The 15,267-nt window shown below is 72.3% G+C and carries 17 protein-coding genes; 6 read left to right on the top strand and 11 right to left on the bottom strand.

Features of this window, described 5'->3' with window-relative positions; translation table 11 throughout:
* The first annotated feature begins 6 nt into the window (after positions 1 to 6).
* Both QP089_RS36445 and QP089_RS36440 read left to right on the top strand, forming a co-directional pair.
* Positions 7 to 483 (top strand): RrF2 family transcriptional regulator, encoded by a 477-nt coding sequence (locus QP089_RS36445; protein WP_285918123.1) that lies wholly within the window; start codon positions 7 to 9, stop codon positions 481 to 483.
* 76 nt (positions 484 to 559) lie between these two features.
* Positions 560 to 1,735 carry an MFS transporter gene (locus tag QP089_RS36440; RefSeq protein ID WP_285918121.1) on the top strand — a complete coding sequence of 392 codons (1,176 nt, stop codon included), beginning with the start codon at positions 560 to 562 and terminating at the stop codon, positions 1,733 to 1,735.
* A 23-nt stretch (positions 1,736 to 1,758) separates the two neighbouring features.
* Here QP089_RS36440 and QP089_RS36435 read toward each other — a convergent pair whose 3' ends face one another.
* Positions 1,759 to 2,196, bottom strand: a complete 438-nt coding sequence (locus tag QP089_RS36435; protein WP_285918119.1) for a DUF6194 family protein — start codon at positions 2,194 to 2,196, stop codon at positions 1,759 to 1,761.
* 63 nt (positions 2,197 to 2,259) lie between these two features.
* Here QP089_RS36435 and QP089_RS36430 point away from each other — a divergent pair, with 63 nt between their 5' ends.
* Complete coding sequence (locus QP089_RS36430) at positions 2,260 to 2,976, top strand: MerR family transcriptional regulator (protein WP_285918117.1); 717 nt, start codon at positions 2,260 to 2,262, stop codon at positions 2,974 to 2,976.
* An 88-nt stretch (positions 2,977 to 3,064) separates the two neighbouring features.
* A complete protein-coding gene (locus tag QP089_RS36425; protein ID WP_285918116.1) occupies positions 3,065 to 4,132 on the top strand; it encodes a hypothetical protein in 1,068 nt (355 codons plus the stop codon).
* A gap of 1 nt (position 4,133) precedes the next feature.
* Here QP089_RS36425 and QP089_RS36420 read toward each other — a convergent pair whose 3' ends face one another.
* Both QP089_RS36420 and QP089_RS36415 read right to left on the bottom strand, forming a co-directional pair.
* On the bottom strand, positions 4,134 to 4,604 hold the full coding sequence (locus tag QP089_RS36420; protein ID WP_285918114.1) for a hypothetical protein: 471 nt from the start codon (positions 4,602 to 4,604) through the stop codon (positions 4,134 to 4,136).
* Between the two features lie 276 nt (positions 4,605 to 4,880).
* Complete coding sequence (locus QP089_RS36415; protein WP_285918112.1) at positions 4,881 to 5,528, bottom strand: TetR family transcriptional regulator; 648 nt, start codon at positions 5,526 to 5,528, stop codon at positions 4,881 to 4,883.
* A 116-nt stretch (positions 5,529 to 5,644) separates the two neighbouring features.
* Between QP089_RS36415 and QP089_RS36410 the strand changes: the two genes are divergently transcribed.
* Both QP089_RS36410 and QP089_RS36405 read left to right on the top strand, forming a co-directional pair.
* Positions 5,645 to 6,427 (top strand): SDR family NAD(P)-dependent oxidoreductase, encoded by a 783-nt coding sequence (locus QP089_RS36410; protein WP_285918110.1) that lies wholly within the window; start codon positions 5,645 to 5,647, stop codon positions 6,425 to 6,427.
* Positions 6,428 to 6,565: 138 nt separating this feature from the next.
* Positions 6,566 to 6,718: a hypothetical protein gene (locus QP089_RS36405; protein ID WP_285918108.1), complete on the top strand. Its 153-nt coding sequence runs from the start codon at positions 6,566 to 6,568 to the stop codon at positions 6,716 to 6,718.
* Here QP089_RS36405 and QP089_RS36400 read toward each other — a convergent pair.
* From QP089_RS36400 to QP089_RS36365, 8 genes are read right to left on the bottom strand one after another with little or no spacing between them, the layout of a single operon-like run.
* Positions 6,711 to 7,499 carry a MaoC/PaaZ C-terminal domain-containing protein gene (locus tag QP089_RS36400; protein WP_285918106.1) on the bottom strand — a complete coding sequence of 263 codons (789 nt, stop codon included), beginning with the start codon at positions 7,497 to 7,499 and terminating at the stop codon, positions 6,711 to 6,713. The two genes, QP089_RS36405 and QP089_RS36400, sit on opposite strands and share 8 nt — an antisense overlap.
* Positions 7,496 to 8,671 carry a lipid-transfer protein gene (locus tag QP089_RS36395; RefSeq protein WP_285918104.1) on the bottom strand — a complete coding sequence of 392 codons (1,176 nt, stop codon included), beginning with the start codon at positions 8,669 to 8,671 and terminating at the stop codon, positions 7,496 to 7,498. The genes QP089_RS36400 and QP089_RS36395 overlap by 4 nt, the downstream gene beginning before the upstream one ends.
* Positions 8,668 to 9,060: a MaoC family dehydratase gene (locus QP089_RS36390; RefSeq protein ID WP_285918103.1), complete on the bottom strand. Its 393-nt coding sequence runs from the start codon at positions 9,058 to 9,060 to the stop codon at positions 8,668 to 8,670. The genes QP089_RS36395 and QP089_RS36390 overlap by 4 nt, the downstream gene beginning before the upstream one ends.
* 23 nt (positions 9,061 to 9,083) lie before the next feature.
* Positions 9,084 to 10,154 (bottom strand): acyl-CoA dehydrogenase family protein, encoded by a 1,071-nt coding sequence (locus QP089_RS36385; protein WP_285918101.1) that lies wholly within the window; start codon positions 10,152 to 10,154, stop codon positions 9,084 to 9,086.
* A complete protein-coding gene (locus QP089_RS36380; RefSeq protein ID WP_285918099.1) occupies positions 10,154 to 11,119 on the bottom strand; it encodes a bifunctional MaoC family dehydratase N-terminal/OB-fold nucleic acid binding domain-containing protein in 966 nt (321 codons plus the stop codon). Before QP089_RS36380 ends, QP089_RS36385 begins: the two co-directional genes overlap by 1 nt.
* A 50-nt stretch (positions 11,120 to 11,169) precedes the next feature.
* Positions 11,170 to 12,333, bottom strand: coding sequence for an acyl-CoA dehydrogenase family protein (locus QP089_RS36375; RefSeq protein ID WP_285918097.1), 1,164 nt, complete (start codon positions 12,331 to 12,333; stop codon positions 11,170 to 11,172).
* 46 nt (positions 12,334 to 12,379) lie between these two features.
* Positions 12,380 to 14,035 (bottom strand): steroid-22-oyl-CoA synthetase, encoded by a 1,656-nt coding sequence (gene casI, locus QP089_RS36370; protein WP_285918095.1) that lies wholly within the window; start codon positions 14,033 to 14,035, stop codon positions 12,380 to 12,382.
* On the bottom strand, positions 14,028 to 15,227 hold the full coding sequence (locus QP089_RS36365; RefSeq protein ID WP_285918094.1) for an NADH:flavin oxidoreductase: 1,200 nt from the start codon (positions 15,225 to 15,227) through the stop codon (positions 14,028 to 14,030). Before QP089_RS36365 ends, casI begins: the two co-directional genes overlap by 8 nt.
* Positions 15,228 to 15,267: the final 40 nt, after the last annotated feature.

The following is a 15,267-nucleotide window of genomic DNA, read 5'->3' as shown; positions in this document are numbered from 1 at the left end:
CGGTTCATGCGGATGGGCGAGGGCGTCGAGTGGGGGCTGCACTGCTGCGTGACGCTGGGCTGGCTGGACGACCGGGCGCCGGTGTCGATCCGGCGGCTGGCCGCCTGGTTCGACCTGCCGCAGGAGTACCTCAAGAAGCGCCTCCAGCCGCTCGCCCGCGCCGGGATCCTGACCTCGAGCCCGGGGGTGCGGGGCGGCTGGTCGCTCGCCCGGCCGCCCGAGAAGATCACGGTGATGGAGGTCGTCACCGCGCTCGAAGGGCCGCTCGAACCGTTCCGCTGCACCGAGATCCGGCAGCGCGGGATCGGCGGGCGCGACGCCGGCCGCGAGTTCGACGGCCCCTGCGGCATCTCCGCCATGATGCGCCGCGCCGAACTGGCCTGGCGCCGCGAACTGGCCGGCCGCACCATCGCCGACCTGATGGAGGACGCCCCCGAGGGCGCCGCCCGCACCCGCCGCAACTACGGCCGCCTCGCCGACTGACCCTTTCCGGCCCGGACGCGCCCGGGCCCTTCTTGTGGGAGAAACAGGGACGTTGAATACCCCGATACATCGCTCAGTGGACCGGCCGGCCCCGCCGGAGATCGCCCCGCGCGGCCTGCGCTCGACCCTCGTCCTGGCCCTCGGCACCTTCGCCGTCGGGACGGACGCCTACGTCGTCGCGGGCTTCCTGCCCGAGATGGCGTCCTCGCTGCACGTCTCCGAGGGGACCGCCGGGCAGTCGGCGACGGCGTTCGCGGTCACCTACGCCGTCCTGTCACCGGTCCTCGCGACCGTCCTCGCCCGCGTCCCCCGCCGCGCGCTGCTGGTCGGCGCCCTCGCGGTGCTGGCCGCCGCCAATCTCGGCTCCGCGCTGGCGCCGAACTTCGCACTGCTGATGGCGTCGCGCATCGCGGCCGCGTCCGGCGCGGCGGCCTTCACCCCGAACGCCGGGGCGGTCGCCTCCGCGCTCGTCGCCCCGGCCCAGCGCGCCCGCGCCCTGGCCGTCGTCATCGGCGGCCTCACCGTCGCCACCGCCCTGGGCGTCCCGCTCGGCAACCTCGCCGCCCGGGCCCTCGACTGGCACGCCGCGCTCGCGCTGGTCGCGGCCCTGTGCGCCGTTGCCGCCGCGGGCGTGTTCGCCGCGATGCCCGCGCTCCCCGGCGGCCCCCGCATCCCGCTCCGCCAGCGGCTCGCCGCCCTGCGCCGCCCCGGCGTCGTTGCCGTCCTGCCCCTGACCGTGCTGGGCATGGCCGCCGGGTACGGGCTGTACGCGTACGCCGTCCCGATCATGCGGACGCTCGGCGCCGGTGAAAGCGCCGAGCCCTGGCTGCTGTTCCTCTACGGCGCCGGCGCCGTCGCGGGCAACCTCGTCGCGGGCACGCGCGTCGACCGGCACGGCCCCATCCGCGTCCAGGCCGTCGGCTACACCGCCCTCACCGCGACGCTCGCCCTCTTCACCTGGGCCGCCGCCGCGCGCACGGACTGGCTCCCCCTCACCGCCGCCCTGATGATCGCCTGGGGCGCGACCACCTGGTTCCAGACCCCGGCCCAGCAGGTCCGCCTCATCAACGCCGCCCCGCAGGAGACCGCCGTGGTCGTCGGCCTGAACGCCTCCGCCCTCTACGCCGGGATCGGCCTCGGCACCGTCCTCGGCGGCGCCCTCCTTCCCCTGGGCGCCACGGCGGCCCTCGCCGCCTGCACCGCCCTGGCCGCCCTCTGCCTCGTCCACCTCCTCCTCACCCGCCGCCACTGACCGCGCCCGCCGGCCGGAACCGCTCAGGCGGAACGCCGCTCGTAACGTGCGCGGGCCAGCTCATGGGCCGTACGAAGCAGCTCCAGGACGACCGTCCCGGTTCGCTTCCCGGGATTCACCACGGCCAGCCACCCCGCGTTCCCGTAGACCGGGTGCGCCATCAGGACGTCCTCCGCGCTCGGGTCCGTTTGTGCCGCCCACCGCGCGGAGGCGTCCTTCCCGGCGGCGATGTTCACCCGGAACGCGCCGGGCCGATCGAGCCGCGACCCCTCGTCGCCGGGGTAGTCCTTGGTCACGATCGTCGCGAACGGCTGCGTCGTCTTCGGGACGTTCCCGTCCGGCGCGTAGTAGAAGAACGCGTCGCCCCAGGCGATCTCGGGCGAACCGTCGCCCTCTTGCGGCCGCAGGACCAGCACGCCCTCGAACCCGTCCACAACCTCGATGATCTCGTCGATGCCCATGCGTTCCAGCGTCACATTCAAGTGTTTGTGGAGACTTGAGCACGCAGACCACAAGCTAGAGGGGTGGCAAGTCTCCAATCCGCTCTTCGCACGGTCGACGTCGCGCGCCGCGCGGGGTACTCCGTCCAGCAGGTGCGCAACCTCGAACGCGACGGCGTGCTGCCCCCTGCGGCGCGCAGCCCTTCGGGCTACCGGCGCTACACCGAGGCCCACGTCCATTCCGCCGTGGCGTACCGGGCCTTCGCCGCCGGCACCGGTCCCGTCGAGGCCAAAAGGATCATGCGCGCCGCCCACGCGTACCCCGGTTCCGACCTGCTCGCCCTGCTGGACGCCGCGCACGCCCGCCTCGCCACCGAGCGCCGCGACCTCGCCCTGGCCAGGCGGGCCGCCGAGGCGATCACGGCGGAGCCCATCGAGGACGTCCGCCCGTCCGACTCCCTGACCATCTCCGAACTCGCCGCCGCCCTCGGCGTCCGGACCTCGACCCTGCGCCACTGGGACGCCGAGGGCCTCGTCGTCCCCCGCCGGACCACCCCGCGCGGAGCCCGCCGCTACGCCCCCGCCGACGTCCGGGACGCCCGGATCGTCCAGCAACTCCGCATGGCCGGCCACCGCATCGCCCCCCTCAAGGCCCTGATGCCGCACCTGCGCGACGCCCACCACCGCAACACCGTCATGACCACCCTCACCGCCCGAGACGCGGCCATAGAAACCCGCTCCAAAGCCCTCCTCCAAGCCACCACCACCCTCGCCGCCCTCCTCCCAATCCCACCGGTGTGACCGAGCCCGGCTCACCTCGGTCACTCTTGCTCTGGCCCGTGAACCGAACTACTGTGAACTGAACTTCACAACACTCGGGAGGGAAGCCGTGGAGCCACTGGATCCGCCGCCGGACATCGACCCGCGCGAGCACGCCACCGACTCCTGGGCGTGGGGGGATCAGGGGTACCACGTCGTCCGGCACGGCGACCGGTGGTACGCGTGGGTGGACGCCCAGCCCGAGGCGTCGGTCTACGAGGTCGCCGACGAGCACGAAGCCCGCGCGGTCCTCGACCGCGAGCAGGCGTGGTGGGTGTTCGCGTCCGAGCACGGCAATCGCGTGGCCAGGGTGGAGGTGGCCGACCGCCCGGGCACCGACCTCAACGGCGTGCTGCGGACGTTCTATGACGCGGTCCTCGTTGACGGCGGCGAGGCCGGTGTCCTGCTGGCGATCCGGGAAGAGGAGAACTACGCCCTGCAGCGCTTGCCTGATCTGGTCGATGCCGGCGAGGCCTTCGCCGTCGAGGCCGAACGGTTCGCCGAGCAGGTGGAACGGCAGGGACTGACCCGGTTCCCCGATATCGCCGCGGCCAATCTGCGCTACCGCGCGGCGGTGGCGCGGTCCGACACCGCCCGGGTCGCGCTCGGGGACGCGGTGCGCCGCCACGAGGCCCGGCTGCGGGGGGAGCGCGGGCTGACGCCGTTCATGGCCCACCGCCTCGGAGTCTCCCGCGAGTTCCTCTACCGGGTGCTGGCGGGACGGGAGTGGGCCGGGCAGACGCCGGGGCCGTCGCCGTCCGCCGGCTGGACGGCGACGGCCGGGTTCGCGATCGAGGGCGACGGCCTGCGCCAGGCCCACGACATATTGGTGCAGGTGCTGGAGACGATGGGCGTCTCGTTGACCGAGGACGCATCGCTGGAGGAGGGACAGCGGGGCATCTGGTTCGCCCGATGCCGGCTGGACCTGACCGACCTCTCAGAGGTCGCACCCGACGACGCGCTCTCCCGCCTCAGGTACATCGTGCGGGAGTTACCGGAGGTGACCTGGCGGGCGCAGGCCCGGCCCGGCCGGCGGACCGGCCGGTTCGACTGGCCGAGCGGCTGGGACACCCGCGACCAGGTGCTGGTGCACCCGGCCGTCCGAGCCGCCGAGATCCAGGTACACGAAGCCGGCTGACTTACACGTGGATCGGGACGCCGCAGTGCCAGCCCTTGTAGCTCTCGCACGCGGTGATCTCGATCTGCGAGTAGGTGCTGAAGTGGCTGCTGTCGTGGAAGTGCACTTTGTGGTTCTGCCGCGCGCCGGCCTTTCCTATCTGCTTGTTGTGCGCGCTGCTGCCGAAGTTCTTGTAATGCAGATACAGGTAGACGGTCCCACTGCGGCAGGAGTTGTAGACGTTGCCGTCGTACTCCACGTAGCCGGGGAACGCGACCGACCCCCAGCCACCCCAGCCCAGGGTGCCGTCACCGCCTCCACAGCCGACGCGAGGGTGCACACGGTGTTTGTGGTCGTTCACCTTCTTGGACGGGCTCGGCTTGTTGCGGTGGGGGTCGGGCCCACGGGCGGAACTGGCGAAAGCCGCAGAGGCCGGGAGCACGCTCAGCGCCGCCGCCGCGGCGGTGGCGGCAACGAGTCGTTCGATCTTCACAGTCGGTCCTTCCCTTCGGGGGATTCAACGCAGTGGCACGTGATACCGACGGACGCGAACGAAAGCGGACGCGGCCCGAAAGTCGAGCACGCCGGCATCACGCCCTTACGCGTGGACTGATCGGCCGTCCGTCCGGCCGGAACTGCGAAAATCTTGGCGCGAATACGACGAAATACCCATCCGGAAATACACATACTTCAACAGGTTGTTGACACGCGTGTTACCGGCTGAGGGTCGTGGTTCTCTCGTACTCGGCCGTGATGGGAGCGACGTGCCTTAACGGTCTGGGGTGAGGAGGGGGAGGCCGCTTGTCAGGGTGTGTAGGCAGCGGACGACCAGGTGGGCCGGGGATTCGGCCGAGTCGGCGTCCGTTGCGGCCCAGGCCTCCAGGGAGACGCGGATCGCGCTGGTCGCTGCGGCGGCGACCAGGCGGATTTCCAGGGGGTCCGCGTCCGGGCCGGCCAGCCTGGTCAGGACGGGGAGCAGGCGTAGCTCTGACTCGTGGTTCACGCGGGCCCAGACGGCTCGTAGGGCGGGGTCGTTCTGGGCCGCGCGCAGCAGGCCGCGCGTCCAGCGGAGAGCCTCCGCCTCCGCTTCGCCCTGCGTGGTGAGGGAGGCGACCGCCGCGGACTCCAATGCCTCGGCCAGGCCGACGTCCGGGGCGGTCTCGGCGAGCAGGGCGCGCCAGCGGTCACCACCGGACGACAGCAGCGGTCCGACCGCGTCCTGCTTGTTGCGGAAGTACCGGTAGAACGTGCGCAGCGCGACTCCAGCCCGGTCCGCGATCTCCTCGGCGGTGGTGGCGTCGGGCCCCTTGTCGGCGAACAGTTCGGCGGCCGCGCGGGCGATGTCGAGCTGTGTCGCGGCCTTGCGGCGCTCGGTCAGCGAGGGCGTCCGGTCCTGTCGCGTCCTGGGGCGGCTCATGGAGGGAAGCCTACGTCCGGCAGAGCCGATCAGGCATGGAAAGCCGCTCTGACAAAACGTGCCACTTTGACGTACCGTGGACAGAGCCTGCTTCCCATAAAGCATCGGAGAACGATATGGACCGCTACAACGGACGCCGGGTGCTCGTCACGGGCGGAGGCTCGGGCATCGGTCAGGCCACGGTGCTGCGCATCCTCGCCGAGGGCGGGGACGTGGTCGCCGCCGACGTCAGCGAGCCAGGCCTTAAGGACACCGTGGCCAAGGCGGGCGCCCATGCCGAGCGTCTGAGCACGGTGATCGTGGACGTCGCGGACGAGGCGTCCGTGCGGGCCGCCGCCTCCGCCCTCTCGGCCCTCGGCGGCCTGGACGTCCTGGTCAACGCGGCCGGCATCCTGCGGTCCTCGCACACGCACGAGACGTCCCTCGCCGACTTCACCAAGGTGATCGCGGTCAACCTGACCGGCACGTTCCTGATGATCCGCGAGGCGATCCCGGCGCTGCTGGAGGGCACGGCACCGGCGGTGGTCAACTTCAGTTCGACCTCCGCGATGTTCGCGCACCCCTACATGGCGGCCTACGCGGCGAGCAAGGGCGGCATCCAGTCGATGACGCACGCCCTGGCCGCCGAGTACGCGAAGCAGGGCATCCGGTTCACGGCCGTCCAGCCCGGCTCGATCTCGTCCGGCATGACGGACGGTTCGGGCGAGAGCAGGCAGAGCCGGGGCCCCGGCCTGCCCGAGGACGCCGACCTGGGCCTGTTCGTGAAGCTGTCCCCCGCGCTCGGGAAGGGGTTCGCCGGCCCCGAGTCGGTGGCGGGCGTCGTCGCGATGCTCGCCTCCGAGGACGGCGCCTTCATCACCGGCACCGAGGTCCGCATCGACGGCGGCACCCATTTCTGAACCCGGCCGCCGGGTTCAGGGCCGTGTTCCGAGGACGATGCCGGCGCGTTTGACGGTCCGGATGTCGGTTCCCTTGGCGGCAGCGCGGACGACCCCGCCACCGGAAGGTCCGCACTCGCTCGCGACTACACGGACGCGGTGCAGCTGGCCCTGGCGTTCAGCCTCGCCGCCGTGGCGCTGGCGTGCCTGCTCGCCTTCCTCTTCCCTCGGCGCACCACGCCGGCCCGCACCACCGGTGAGGAGACCGGCGGTGCGAGGGAGGATCCGGGGCGAGGCGGCCGGGTCAGGTGAAGCGGGCGTGGGCGGCGGAGAGGACCTTCGTGGCGTCCACCGAGGCCTCGAAGGTGACCGTGTCGTCGGTTTTCCAGGCTTCGACGGCGAGTTCGTCGCCGGGGAAGACCGGGGACGCGAAGCGGGCTTCAAGTTCCTTCAGATCGGCGGGGTGGGCGCCGACCTCCGTGGCGAGAGGCAGGGTCACCGCCGCCAGGGTGCACAGGCCGTGCATGAACGGGCGGGGCATGCCCGCGGCCTGCGCGGCCGACGGGTCGATGTGCATGTGGTGGCGGTCGCCCAGCAGCCGGTAGAGCGCCGCCTGATCCGGGTTGGTCTGGACGGCCAGGGACAGATCAGGTGCCGTGGACGGGCGGGGCCGCGCCGACGGACCGCGCTCGCCGCCGAAGCCGCCGCAGCCCGGGGCGAACAGCGACCAGGTCGCCTCGAAGTAGTCGCTGGTCACCGTGACGTCGAAGACGGCGGCGCGGCCCTTGTCCCAGACGTTCGAGACGTGCGCCGACATCTCCACCGTCCCCGAGCGCGGAAGCTCCCGGAGGACGCGGAGGCGCTGCGTCCCGTGCACCGCCGTGCGAACGTCGAACGCTCCGGCGGAGCCGAGGGCGTCCGGCGCCCACTGCGCGAGCGTCAGCGCGAAGGTCGGCAGGACGCGCAGCTTCTCCTCGAAGACCAGGTCGAGGTCGGTGGCGTGGGCGCCGACGGCGAGCGCGTAGAGGATGGGGCGCGTCTCGTCGTAGGAGACGGTGCGGGTGCCGAGGGCGCGGCCCTCCCATTCGCTCACTGGTCGGCTCCCAGGATCAGGCCGCTGGTCGGGACGCCGGTTCCGGCGGTGACCAGGACGTTGTGGACGTCCCCCGGCTGGTTCACCGAGGTGCCGCGCAGCAGCCGGACGGCCTCGGCGATGCCGTTCATGCCGTGGATGTAGGCCTCGCCGAGCTGGCCGCCGTGGGTGTTGAACGGCAGGCGGCCGGTCAGCGAGAGGTTGCCGTCGGCGATGAAGTCCTTGGCCTCGCCCTTGGCGCAGAAGCCGAGCTCCTCCAACTGCGGCAGGACGAGCGGCGTGAAGTGGTCGTAGAGGATCGCGGCCTGGATGTCGGCGGGCGTCAGGCTCGCCTGCGCGTAGAGCTGGCGTCCGACCAGCCCCATCTCGGGGATGCCGGAGATCTCGGAGCGGTAGTAGCTCGTCATCATGTGCTGGTCGTTGCCCGAGCCCTGCGCGGCGCCCCAGATCAGGGCGGGACGGTGCGGGAGGTGGCGGGCGCGCTGCGCGGACACGACGACGAGGGCCTGGCCGCCGTCGCTCTCCTGGCAGCAGTCCAGCAGGTGCAGGGGTTCGGCGATCCAGCGGGACGCCTGGTGCTCTTCGAGGGTGATCGGCCGCTCGTAGAACCAGGCCTTGGGGTTGGTGGCGGCGTGGGCGCGGTCGACGACGGCGACGCGGCCGAAGTCCTCGCTGGTCGCGCCGTACTCGTGCATGTACCGGCGGGCGAACATGGCGACCCACTGGGCCGGGGTCGACAGCCCGAACGGGGTCATCCACGAGTAGGCGGCGCGGTCGGCGCTGACGTCCATCGGGCGGCCCGCCTGGCCGAGGCCGTAGCGCTCGCCGGACCGCTCGTTGAACGCCCGGTAGCAGACGACGACGTCGGCGACGCCGGTCGCGACGGCCATCGCGGCCTGCTGGACGGTGCCGCAGGCGGCGCCGCCGCCGTACCCGACGCGGGAGAAGAACGTCAGCTCGCCGATGCCGAGGTTGCGGGCGATGTGGATCTCGCTGCTGGTGTCGGCGGTGAACGTCACCAGGCCGTCGACGTCGGACGGCTCCAGTCCGGCGTCGGTGATCGCGGCGAGCACCGCCTCGCAGGCGAGTTGCAGCTCGCTGCGGCCGGACTCCTTGGAGAACTCGGTGGCGCCGATGCCGGCGATCGCGGCGGCCCCGGGCAGGACGCTCACGCGCCACCTCCCTGCAGTCGGACGACGACCGTTCCGGTCACGTGCGGGCCGAGCGCGTTGACGCCGCGGACGGCGATCTCGACGCGGCGGTCCTCGTCGTGCTTGGCGGAGACGGTGCCCGTCAGCACCATCGTGTCGCCCGGGTAGTTGGGCGCGCCGAGCCGGATCCTGATCGCCTTCACCTCGGCCTCGGGCCCGGCCCAGGACGTGACGTATCGGTCGACGAGCCCGTTGGTGGTCAGGATGTTCATGAAGACGTCCCTGGAGCCGCGCTCCTCGGCGAGCGCCGGGTCGTGGTGGACGTCCTGGTAGTCGCGGCTCGCGATGGCCGTCGCGACGATCATCGTACGGGTCAGCGGGATGGGCAGCTCGGGGAGCTCCTCCCCCACCGTGACCTCCTCGTAGGCGCGGCTCACAGGGCGGCGCCCAGGGTCTCGAGGTCGGCGGACGCGCCGCCGAGCATCCCGGAGATGTGCTTGCCCCACAGGAAGTACCGGTGGACGGGGTAGTCGACGTCCACGCCGATGCCGCCGTGCAGGTGCTGGACGCGGTGCACGACGTTCAGCCCGCCCTCGTCCGACCACCACTTGGCGACCAGGACGGCCGTCTCGGCGTCCTCGCCCGCGGCGATCAGCGAGACGGCGTGCCACAGGCACACGCGCAGCGCGTCGATCTCGATGTAGCAGTCGGCGAGCTGGTGCTGGACGGCCTGGAACGTCGCGAGCGGCCGGCCGAACTGCTCGCGTCCGGCGAGGTACCCGCCGGCGATCCGCAGCGCGCCCTCGGCGACGCCGACCTGGACGGCGGCGAGCGCGACCCGCGACAGCCGCAGCGCGGTCGCCAGGGACCCGGCCGGGAGCTGCTGCGCGGGCGCCCCGTCGAGGACGAGGGTGGCGGCGCCGTCGTGCGCGGTGGTGTCGACGTCCTCCCAGCGCGTCCCGTCGACGCCGGTGCCGAGCAGGAACAGGCCGGGGCCGGCGGGGGTGCGGGCGGCGACCAGCATGAAGTCGGCGCCGCGGGCGAACGGGACGGCGGCCTTGGTGCCGGTCAGCCGCCAGCCGTCGCCGTCGCGGACGGCCTCGCAGCGCGGCCGCGCCGGGTCGGCGGGCGCGAACTCCTCCAGCGCGAGCGTCAGCCGGGCCGTCCCGTCCACGACCCCCGACACCAGCAGGCCGGAGGTGTTGTGCGAGGCCAGGGTGAGCGCCGCGGTCAGCGACGGCCACAGCGGGACGGGCGCGACGGCGCGGCCCTGCTCCTCCAGCAGGACGCACAGCGCCTCGATCCCGAGTCCCGCGCCGCCCGCGTCCTCCGGGAGCGCGACGCCGAGCAGCCCGGCGGACGCCAGCTCGTTCCAGAGCACCCGGTCGACGCCGTCCTCGGAGCGCTCGGCGGCGCGGACGCGGTCCTGCGTCGCGTGGTCGGTGAAGATCTGCCGGGCCAGGTCCCGGACCGCTTCCAGCTCCTCGCCCAGGGTGAAGTCCATCAGCGCTCCTTGTGTGCGGCCGGGCGGAACACCGGCAGCGAGAGGTCGGGGTCGGGGTCGATCCAGTCGAGGACGACCGGCATGCCGACCTCGACGCCCGCTGGCTCGACGCCCGCCATGTTCGCGATCAGCCGGGTGCCCTCGGCCAGCTCGATCACCGCGACGACCAGCGGGTAGTCGAAAGCGGGGTGCTTGGGGTGGTGGTTGACCGTGAAGGTGTAGACGTGGCCTTCGCCGGACGACTCGATGGTGTCCCAGGCGAACGAGCCGCACTGCGGGCAGCACGGGCCGGGCGGGTGCCGCAGCGCCTTGCAGTCGGCGCACCGCTGGATGACGAGCCGGTGCTCGCGGGCCGCCTCGAACCAGAACGCGTTGTCCGGGTTGATCGCGGGCCGCGGCCGCAGCGCCTTCGGCTTCTCCTCCGCGGGCGCCGCCTTGTCGGCGGGGCGGAACCGGAGCGTCCGCCACCGCTGCGTCGCGACGACCGCGCCGGACGCGTCCCGGTACGTCTTCACCGTGCTGACGAACCGTCCGGCACCGAGGCCGGTCTTCTTCTCCGGGGAGATCGACTCGACGTGCTCCTCGACCGAGACGTGGTCGCCCGGGACGAGCTCGCGCTCGAACTCCAGCTCCGAGTCGGTCGCGACCACGGAGGTGTAACCGCCCTCGGCGAGCAGCGCCACCAGCGCGTCGAACCCGCTCGGCTCGCCGGAGTCGCCGGAGGGGTGGACGGTCGCGGCGTAGCCCCGCATCGTCCACGCCTGGATCATCGACGCGGGCGCCACGACGCCGTCGCGTCCCGTCGCCTTCGCCGCGTCCTCGTCCAGGTAGACGGGGTTCGGGTCCTCCATCGCCTCGACCCAGTGCCGGATCATCGGGACGTTCACCGGGTCCTGGCCGGGACGCCGCGCGACCAGCTCCCGCCCGACCCACGCCTGCAGGCGGGCCTCGTAATCCTCGTTCATGGCCGCGTCCCCGCTCATGGCCGCGTCCCCGCTCATGACCGCGCCCCCGCTCATGACCGCCTCGACCTCGGCAGCCCGAGCCCCTGGACGGCGACCATGTCGCGCAGCACCTCGTTGACGCCGCCGCCGAACGTGTTCACGATGCCCTGCCGCGACAGCTGCTCGATCTGCCCGTACAGCACCGCGCCCGGCGACTCGGGGCGGATCCGGCCCGCCGCGCCGAGGATCCCGGTCAGCGTCCGCTGCACGAAGATGTGCGTCTCGGTGCCGTAGGACTTCGCGGCGCCGGCCTGCGCGCCGGTCAGCTCGCCCGCCTCGACGGCCATCGTCATCTTCCAGTTCATCAGCCGCATCGCCTCGAGACGCGCGTAGGTGCGGGCGAGATCGGCGCGGACCCACGGCAGGTCGATGACGCCGTTCTCGCGGGCCCAGTCCCGCACGTCCTCCCACAGCCGGATCATCCGGCCGCCGAGCGCGGCGAGCCCGATCCGCTCGTGGTTGAGCTGCGTGGTGATCAGCTTCCAGCCGCCGTCGACCTCCCCGACGACGTCCGACGCCGGGATGCGGATGCCGTTGTAGTACGTCGCCGTGACGACCATCCCGCCGACGGTCTGGATCGGGCTCCAGGAGAACCCGTCCGCGCTGGTCGGGACGATGAGGATCGAGATGCCCTTGTGCTTGGGCGCGTCCGGGTTCGTGCGGGCGGCGAGCCAGATGTGGTCGGCGGTGTTGGCGCCGCTGGTGAAGACCTTGTTGCCGTCGATGACGTAGTGGTCGCCGTCCAGGACGGCCCGGGTGCGCAGCGACGCCAGGTCGGTGCCCGCGTCCGGCTCGGAGTAGCCGATCGCGAACACGATGTCGCCGGCGAGGATGCCGGGCAGGAACTTCTTCTTCTGCTCCTCGGTCCCGTACCGCATCAGCGTCGGGCCGACCGTGTTCACGGTGACGAACGGGAACGGCAGGCCCGCGCGCTGCACCTCGTCGAAGAACACGTACTGCTCGGCGATCGACCTGCCCTGCCCGCCGTACTCGGTGGGCCAGCCGTAGCCGAGCCAGCCGTCCTTCCCGAGCATCTTCACGATCTCGCGGAACGTGCCGCCGCCGACGCCCTCCTCGCCGGCCCGGCGGCGGACGTCCGGGGGCAGCAGGCGCGCGAAGTACGCCCTCAGTTCCGCGCGCAGTTCCTGGTGCGCCGCGGACTCACGCAGATCCATGTAAGCCCTCTCGTGGTCGTCGGATCGGGGTCGCCCGAAGTGCGGGTCAGGGGAGGAAGCGTTCGCGGCCGCTGGCGGTGAACTCCTCGCGGAGCGCCGCCTTGTCCGCCTCGGTCATGGGCTCGTACTGTGGCGCACCGCGGCCCGCCCACCGGTACACGGGGTCCTCGGTGCGCCAGCCTTCGAGCTGGAGCTGCTTCTTGCTGAGCTTGCCGGAGCCGGTGGTCGGCAGCGCGTGCGAGACGCGGACGAACCGCGGCGCGCCCTTGGTGCCGAGGTCGTCCTGGGCGGCGAGGAACCCGGCGAAATCCAGGTCCGCGAACTCCACGCCGGCCGGGAGCTCGATCGCGGCCATCACCTGGTCGCCCGAGCGCGGGTCGGGGACGCCGAACGCGACCGCGTCCACGATCTTGGGGTGGCGGCGGACGACGGTCTGGGTGACCAGCGCGGAGATGTTCTCGGAGTCGACGCGGATCCAGTCGCCGGACCGTCCCGCGAAGTACAGGAACCCGGCCTCGTCGATGTAGCCGAGGTCGCCCGTCCAGTACCAGCCGTGCCGGACGCGCTCGGCGTCCGCCTCCGGGTTCTTGTAGTAGCCCTCGAACTTCCCGGCGCCGTCGACGTCGACGATCTCGCCGACCGCCTCCTCGGGGTTGGTGACGCGGCCGTGCTCGTCCAGGACGGCGCGGGCGCAGGTCTCGCGGGTCTCCGGGTTCACGATGCGGACGCCGCCGTGCATCGGGACGCCGAACGCGGTCGGCGGCGCGTCCGGCACCCGCTTGATCATCCCGGCGCCCTCGCTGGACCCGTACCCCTCGACGAGCCGCGCGCCGAAGCGGCGCAGGAACTCGGCCTTGTCCTCCGGGGACGCCTCGGTGCCGAACCCGTGCGTGAGGGTGTTGTCGGCGTCGTCGGGCCGCTCGGGCGTCGTGAGGATGTAGCCGATCGCCTTGCCGACGTAGGTGAAGAACGTCGCGCCGTAGAAGCGGACGTCCGGCAGGAACCCGGACGCGGAGAACTTCGGCGCCAGCACCACGCACGCGCCCGCGGCCAGCGACGGCGCCCACAGCGCCATCAGCGCGTTGCCGTGGAACAGCGGCATCGGGCAGTAGCTGATGTCGTCGCGCTTGACGTCGTACTTGGCGCTGTTGTTGCGGCCCAGCTCGGCGAGCCGCCCCTGCGAGCAGCGCGTCGCCTTCGACGCGCCGGTCGTGCCGGAGGTGAACAGCAGCAGCATCTGCGTCTTCGGCGTGATCGCCGGGTCGCGCTCGGGCTCGCAGGCGTGCCGCTCGACCAGCGGCGCGTAGCCGGGGTCGTCGATCAGCAGGAAGCGGTCGCGCGGGACGCCGACGTCCAGGCCGTCCAGCAGCTTCGCGCCCGCCGCGTCCGTGATCAGGAGCTGGAGGTCGGTGTGCCGGACCTCCTGCTCCAGGTACGCGCCGGTGCGGGTCGGGTTGATCCCGACGATCGTCGCGCCGCTCAGCGCCGCCGCGCCCAGCCACAGGACGTACTCGGGCACGTTGTCGAGCAGCACGCCGATGTGGAACGGTCCGTCCCGGCGCAGCCCGCGGGCCAGCGACGCGCGCGCCGCGCTGTCCCGGACGACCTCGTCCCACGTCCACGTCCGCTCGCGGCTGCGCAGCCCGGGCCGCTCGTCGCCGAGCTTCTCCAGGAGCAGGTCCGCGATCGTCTCGTCACGCACTCGCGCTTCCCCAGGCAGGCTCGGTGGACAGGACGCAGTGGGTGCCGCCGTAGATCGCCGTCATGCACTTGTTGCAGTGGATGCACAGCGATCGGGTGGCGGGCTCGTCCTTGATCCGGTTGATCAGGTCGGGCTCGCGCAGCAGCGCGCGGGCCATCGCGACGAACGGGAAGCCCTCCGCCATCGCGGTGTCCATCCCGGCCCGGTCGGTGACGCCGCCGAGCAGGATCATCGGCAGCTTCACCGCGGCGCGGATCTGCCGGGCGTCCCTCAGCAGGTAGAGGTCCTGGTACGGGTAGGACTTCAGGAAGTGCCTGCCGATCAGCTTGATCCCGAGCTTGGTCGGCTGCTTCATCACGGCGGCGAACTCGTGCAGCGGCGCGTCGCCCTTGAACAGGTACATCGGGTTCAGCAGCGAGCTGCCGGCGGTCATCTGGAGGGCGTCGACCGAGCCGTCCGCCTCCAGCCACCGCGCGACCTGGATCGCCTCGTCGATCCAGAAGCCGCCGGGCACGCCGTCGTCCATGTTCAGCTTCGCGGTGATCGCGATGCGGTCGCCGACGGCGTCGCGGACGGCGCGGCCGATGTCGCGGGCCAGCCGGGCGCGGTTCTCCAGCGAGCCGCCGTACTCGTCCTTGCGGTGGTTGATCTTGGGGCTGAGGAACGAGCTGGTCAGGTAGTTGTGCCCCATGTGGATCTCGATCGAGTCGAACCCGGCCTCGATCGCCATCCTGCCCGCGTGGGCGTGCGCGTCGACGATCCGCCTGATGTCCGCGTGCGTGGCGGCCCGCGCGACCGTCTGCGTCGTCAGGTGGAAGTGGCGGCTCGGCGCGAGCGCCGGGAGCCTGTTGCTCTTGGGGTTGGCGACCGGGCCGGCGTGCCCGATCTGCGCCTGGGCCGCGGCCCCCTCGGCGTGCACGGCGTCGGTCAGCTTGCGCAGGCCCGGCAGCGCCTCGTCCCGCCAGTGGATCTGCCGCCGGTCGGTGCGCCCCTCCGGCGCGACCGCGCAGTACGCGACGGTCGTCATCCCCACGCCGCCGCGCGCATGCCGGACGTGGAAGTCGATCAGCGCGTCGGTGACCTGGCCGTCCCTGGTCAGCCCCTCGTAGGTGGCCGCCTTGACGATCCGGTTGCGCAGCGTGATCGGGCCCAGTCTCGCCGGGGAGAGCACATCGGGGGTTTCCTTGGTCATCGACTTCCCTGGGTGAGTCTTGCGGGTCGGCGCGGGCCCG

It is taken from the genome of Actinomadura opuntiae (assembly GCF_030283205.1).
In the GTDB taxonomy this organism is placed as follows: Bacteria; Actinomycetota; Actinomycetes; order Streptosporangiales; family Streptosporangiaceae; genus Spirillospora.
The sequence above is the reverse complement of the archived record's forward strand: the minus strand, read 5'-3'. Positions and strand labels throughout refer to the sequence as shown.

Bases quoted from the DNA above. Each gene is read 5' to 3' on its own strand.
- QP089_RS36445 (WP_285918123.1), top strand. From the start codon at position 7: ATGCGGATGGGCGAGGGCGTCGAGTGGGGGCTGCACTGCTGCGTGACG.
- QP089_RS36435 (WP_285918119.1), bottom strand. From the start codon at position 2,196: ATGGGCATCGACGAGATCATCGAGGTTGTGGACGGGTTCGAGGGCGTG.
- QP089_RS36415 (WP_285918112.1), bottom strand. From the start codon at position 5,528: ATGAGCCGCCCCAGGACGCGACAGGACCGGACGCCCTCGCTGACCGAG.
- QP089_RS36410 (WP_285918110.1), top strand. From the start codon at position 5,645: ATGGACCGCTACAACGGACGCCGGGTGCTCGTCACGGGCGGAGGCTCG.
- QP089_RS36385 (WP_285918101.1), bottom strand. From the start codon at position 10,154: ATGGACTTCACCCTGGGCGAGGAGCTGGAAGCGGTCCGGGACCTGGCC.
- QP089_RS36380 (WP_285918099.1), bottom strand. From the start codon at position 11,119: ATGAACGAGGATTACGAGGCCCGCCTGCAGGCGTGGGTCGGGCGGGAG.
- QP089_RS36375 (WP_285918097.1), bottom strand. From the start codon at position 12,333: ATGGATCTGCGTGAGTCCGCGGCGCACCAGGAACTGCGCGCGGAACTG.
- QP089_RS36365 (WP_285918094.1), bottom strand. From the start codon at position 15,227: ATGACCAAGGAAACCCCCGATGTGCTCTCCCCGGCGAGACTGGGCCCG.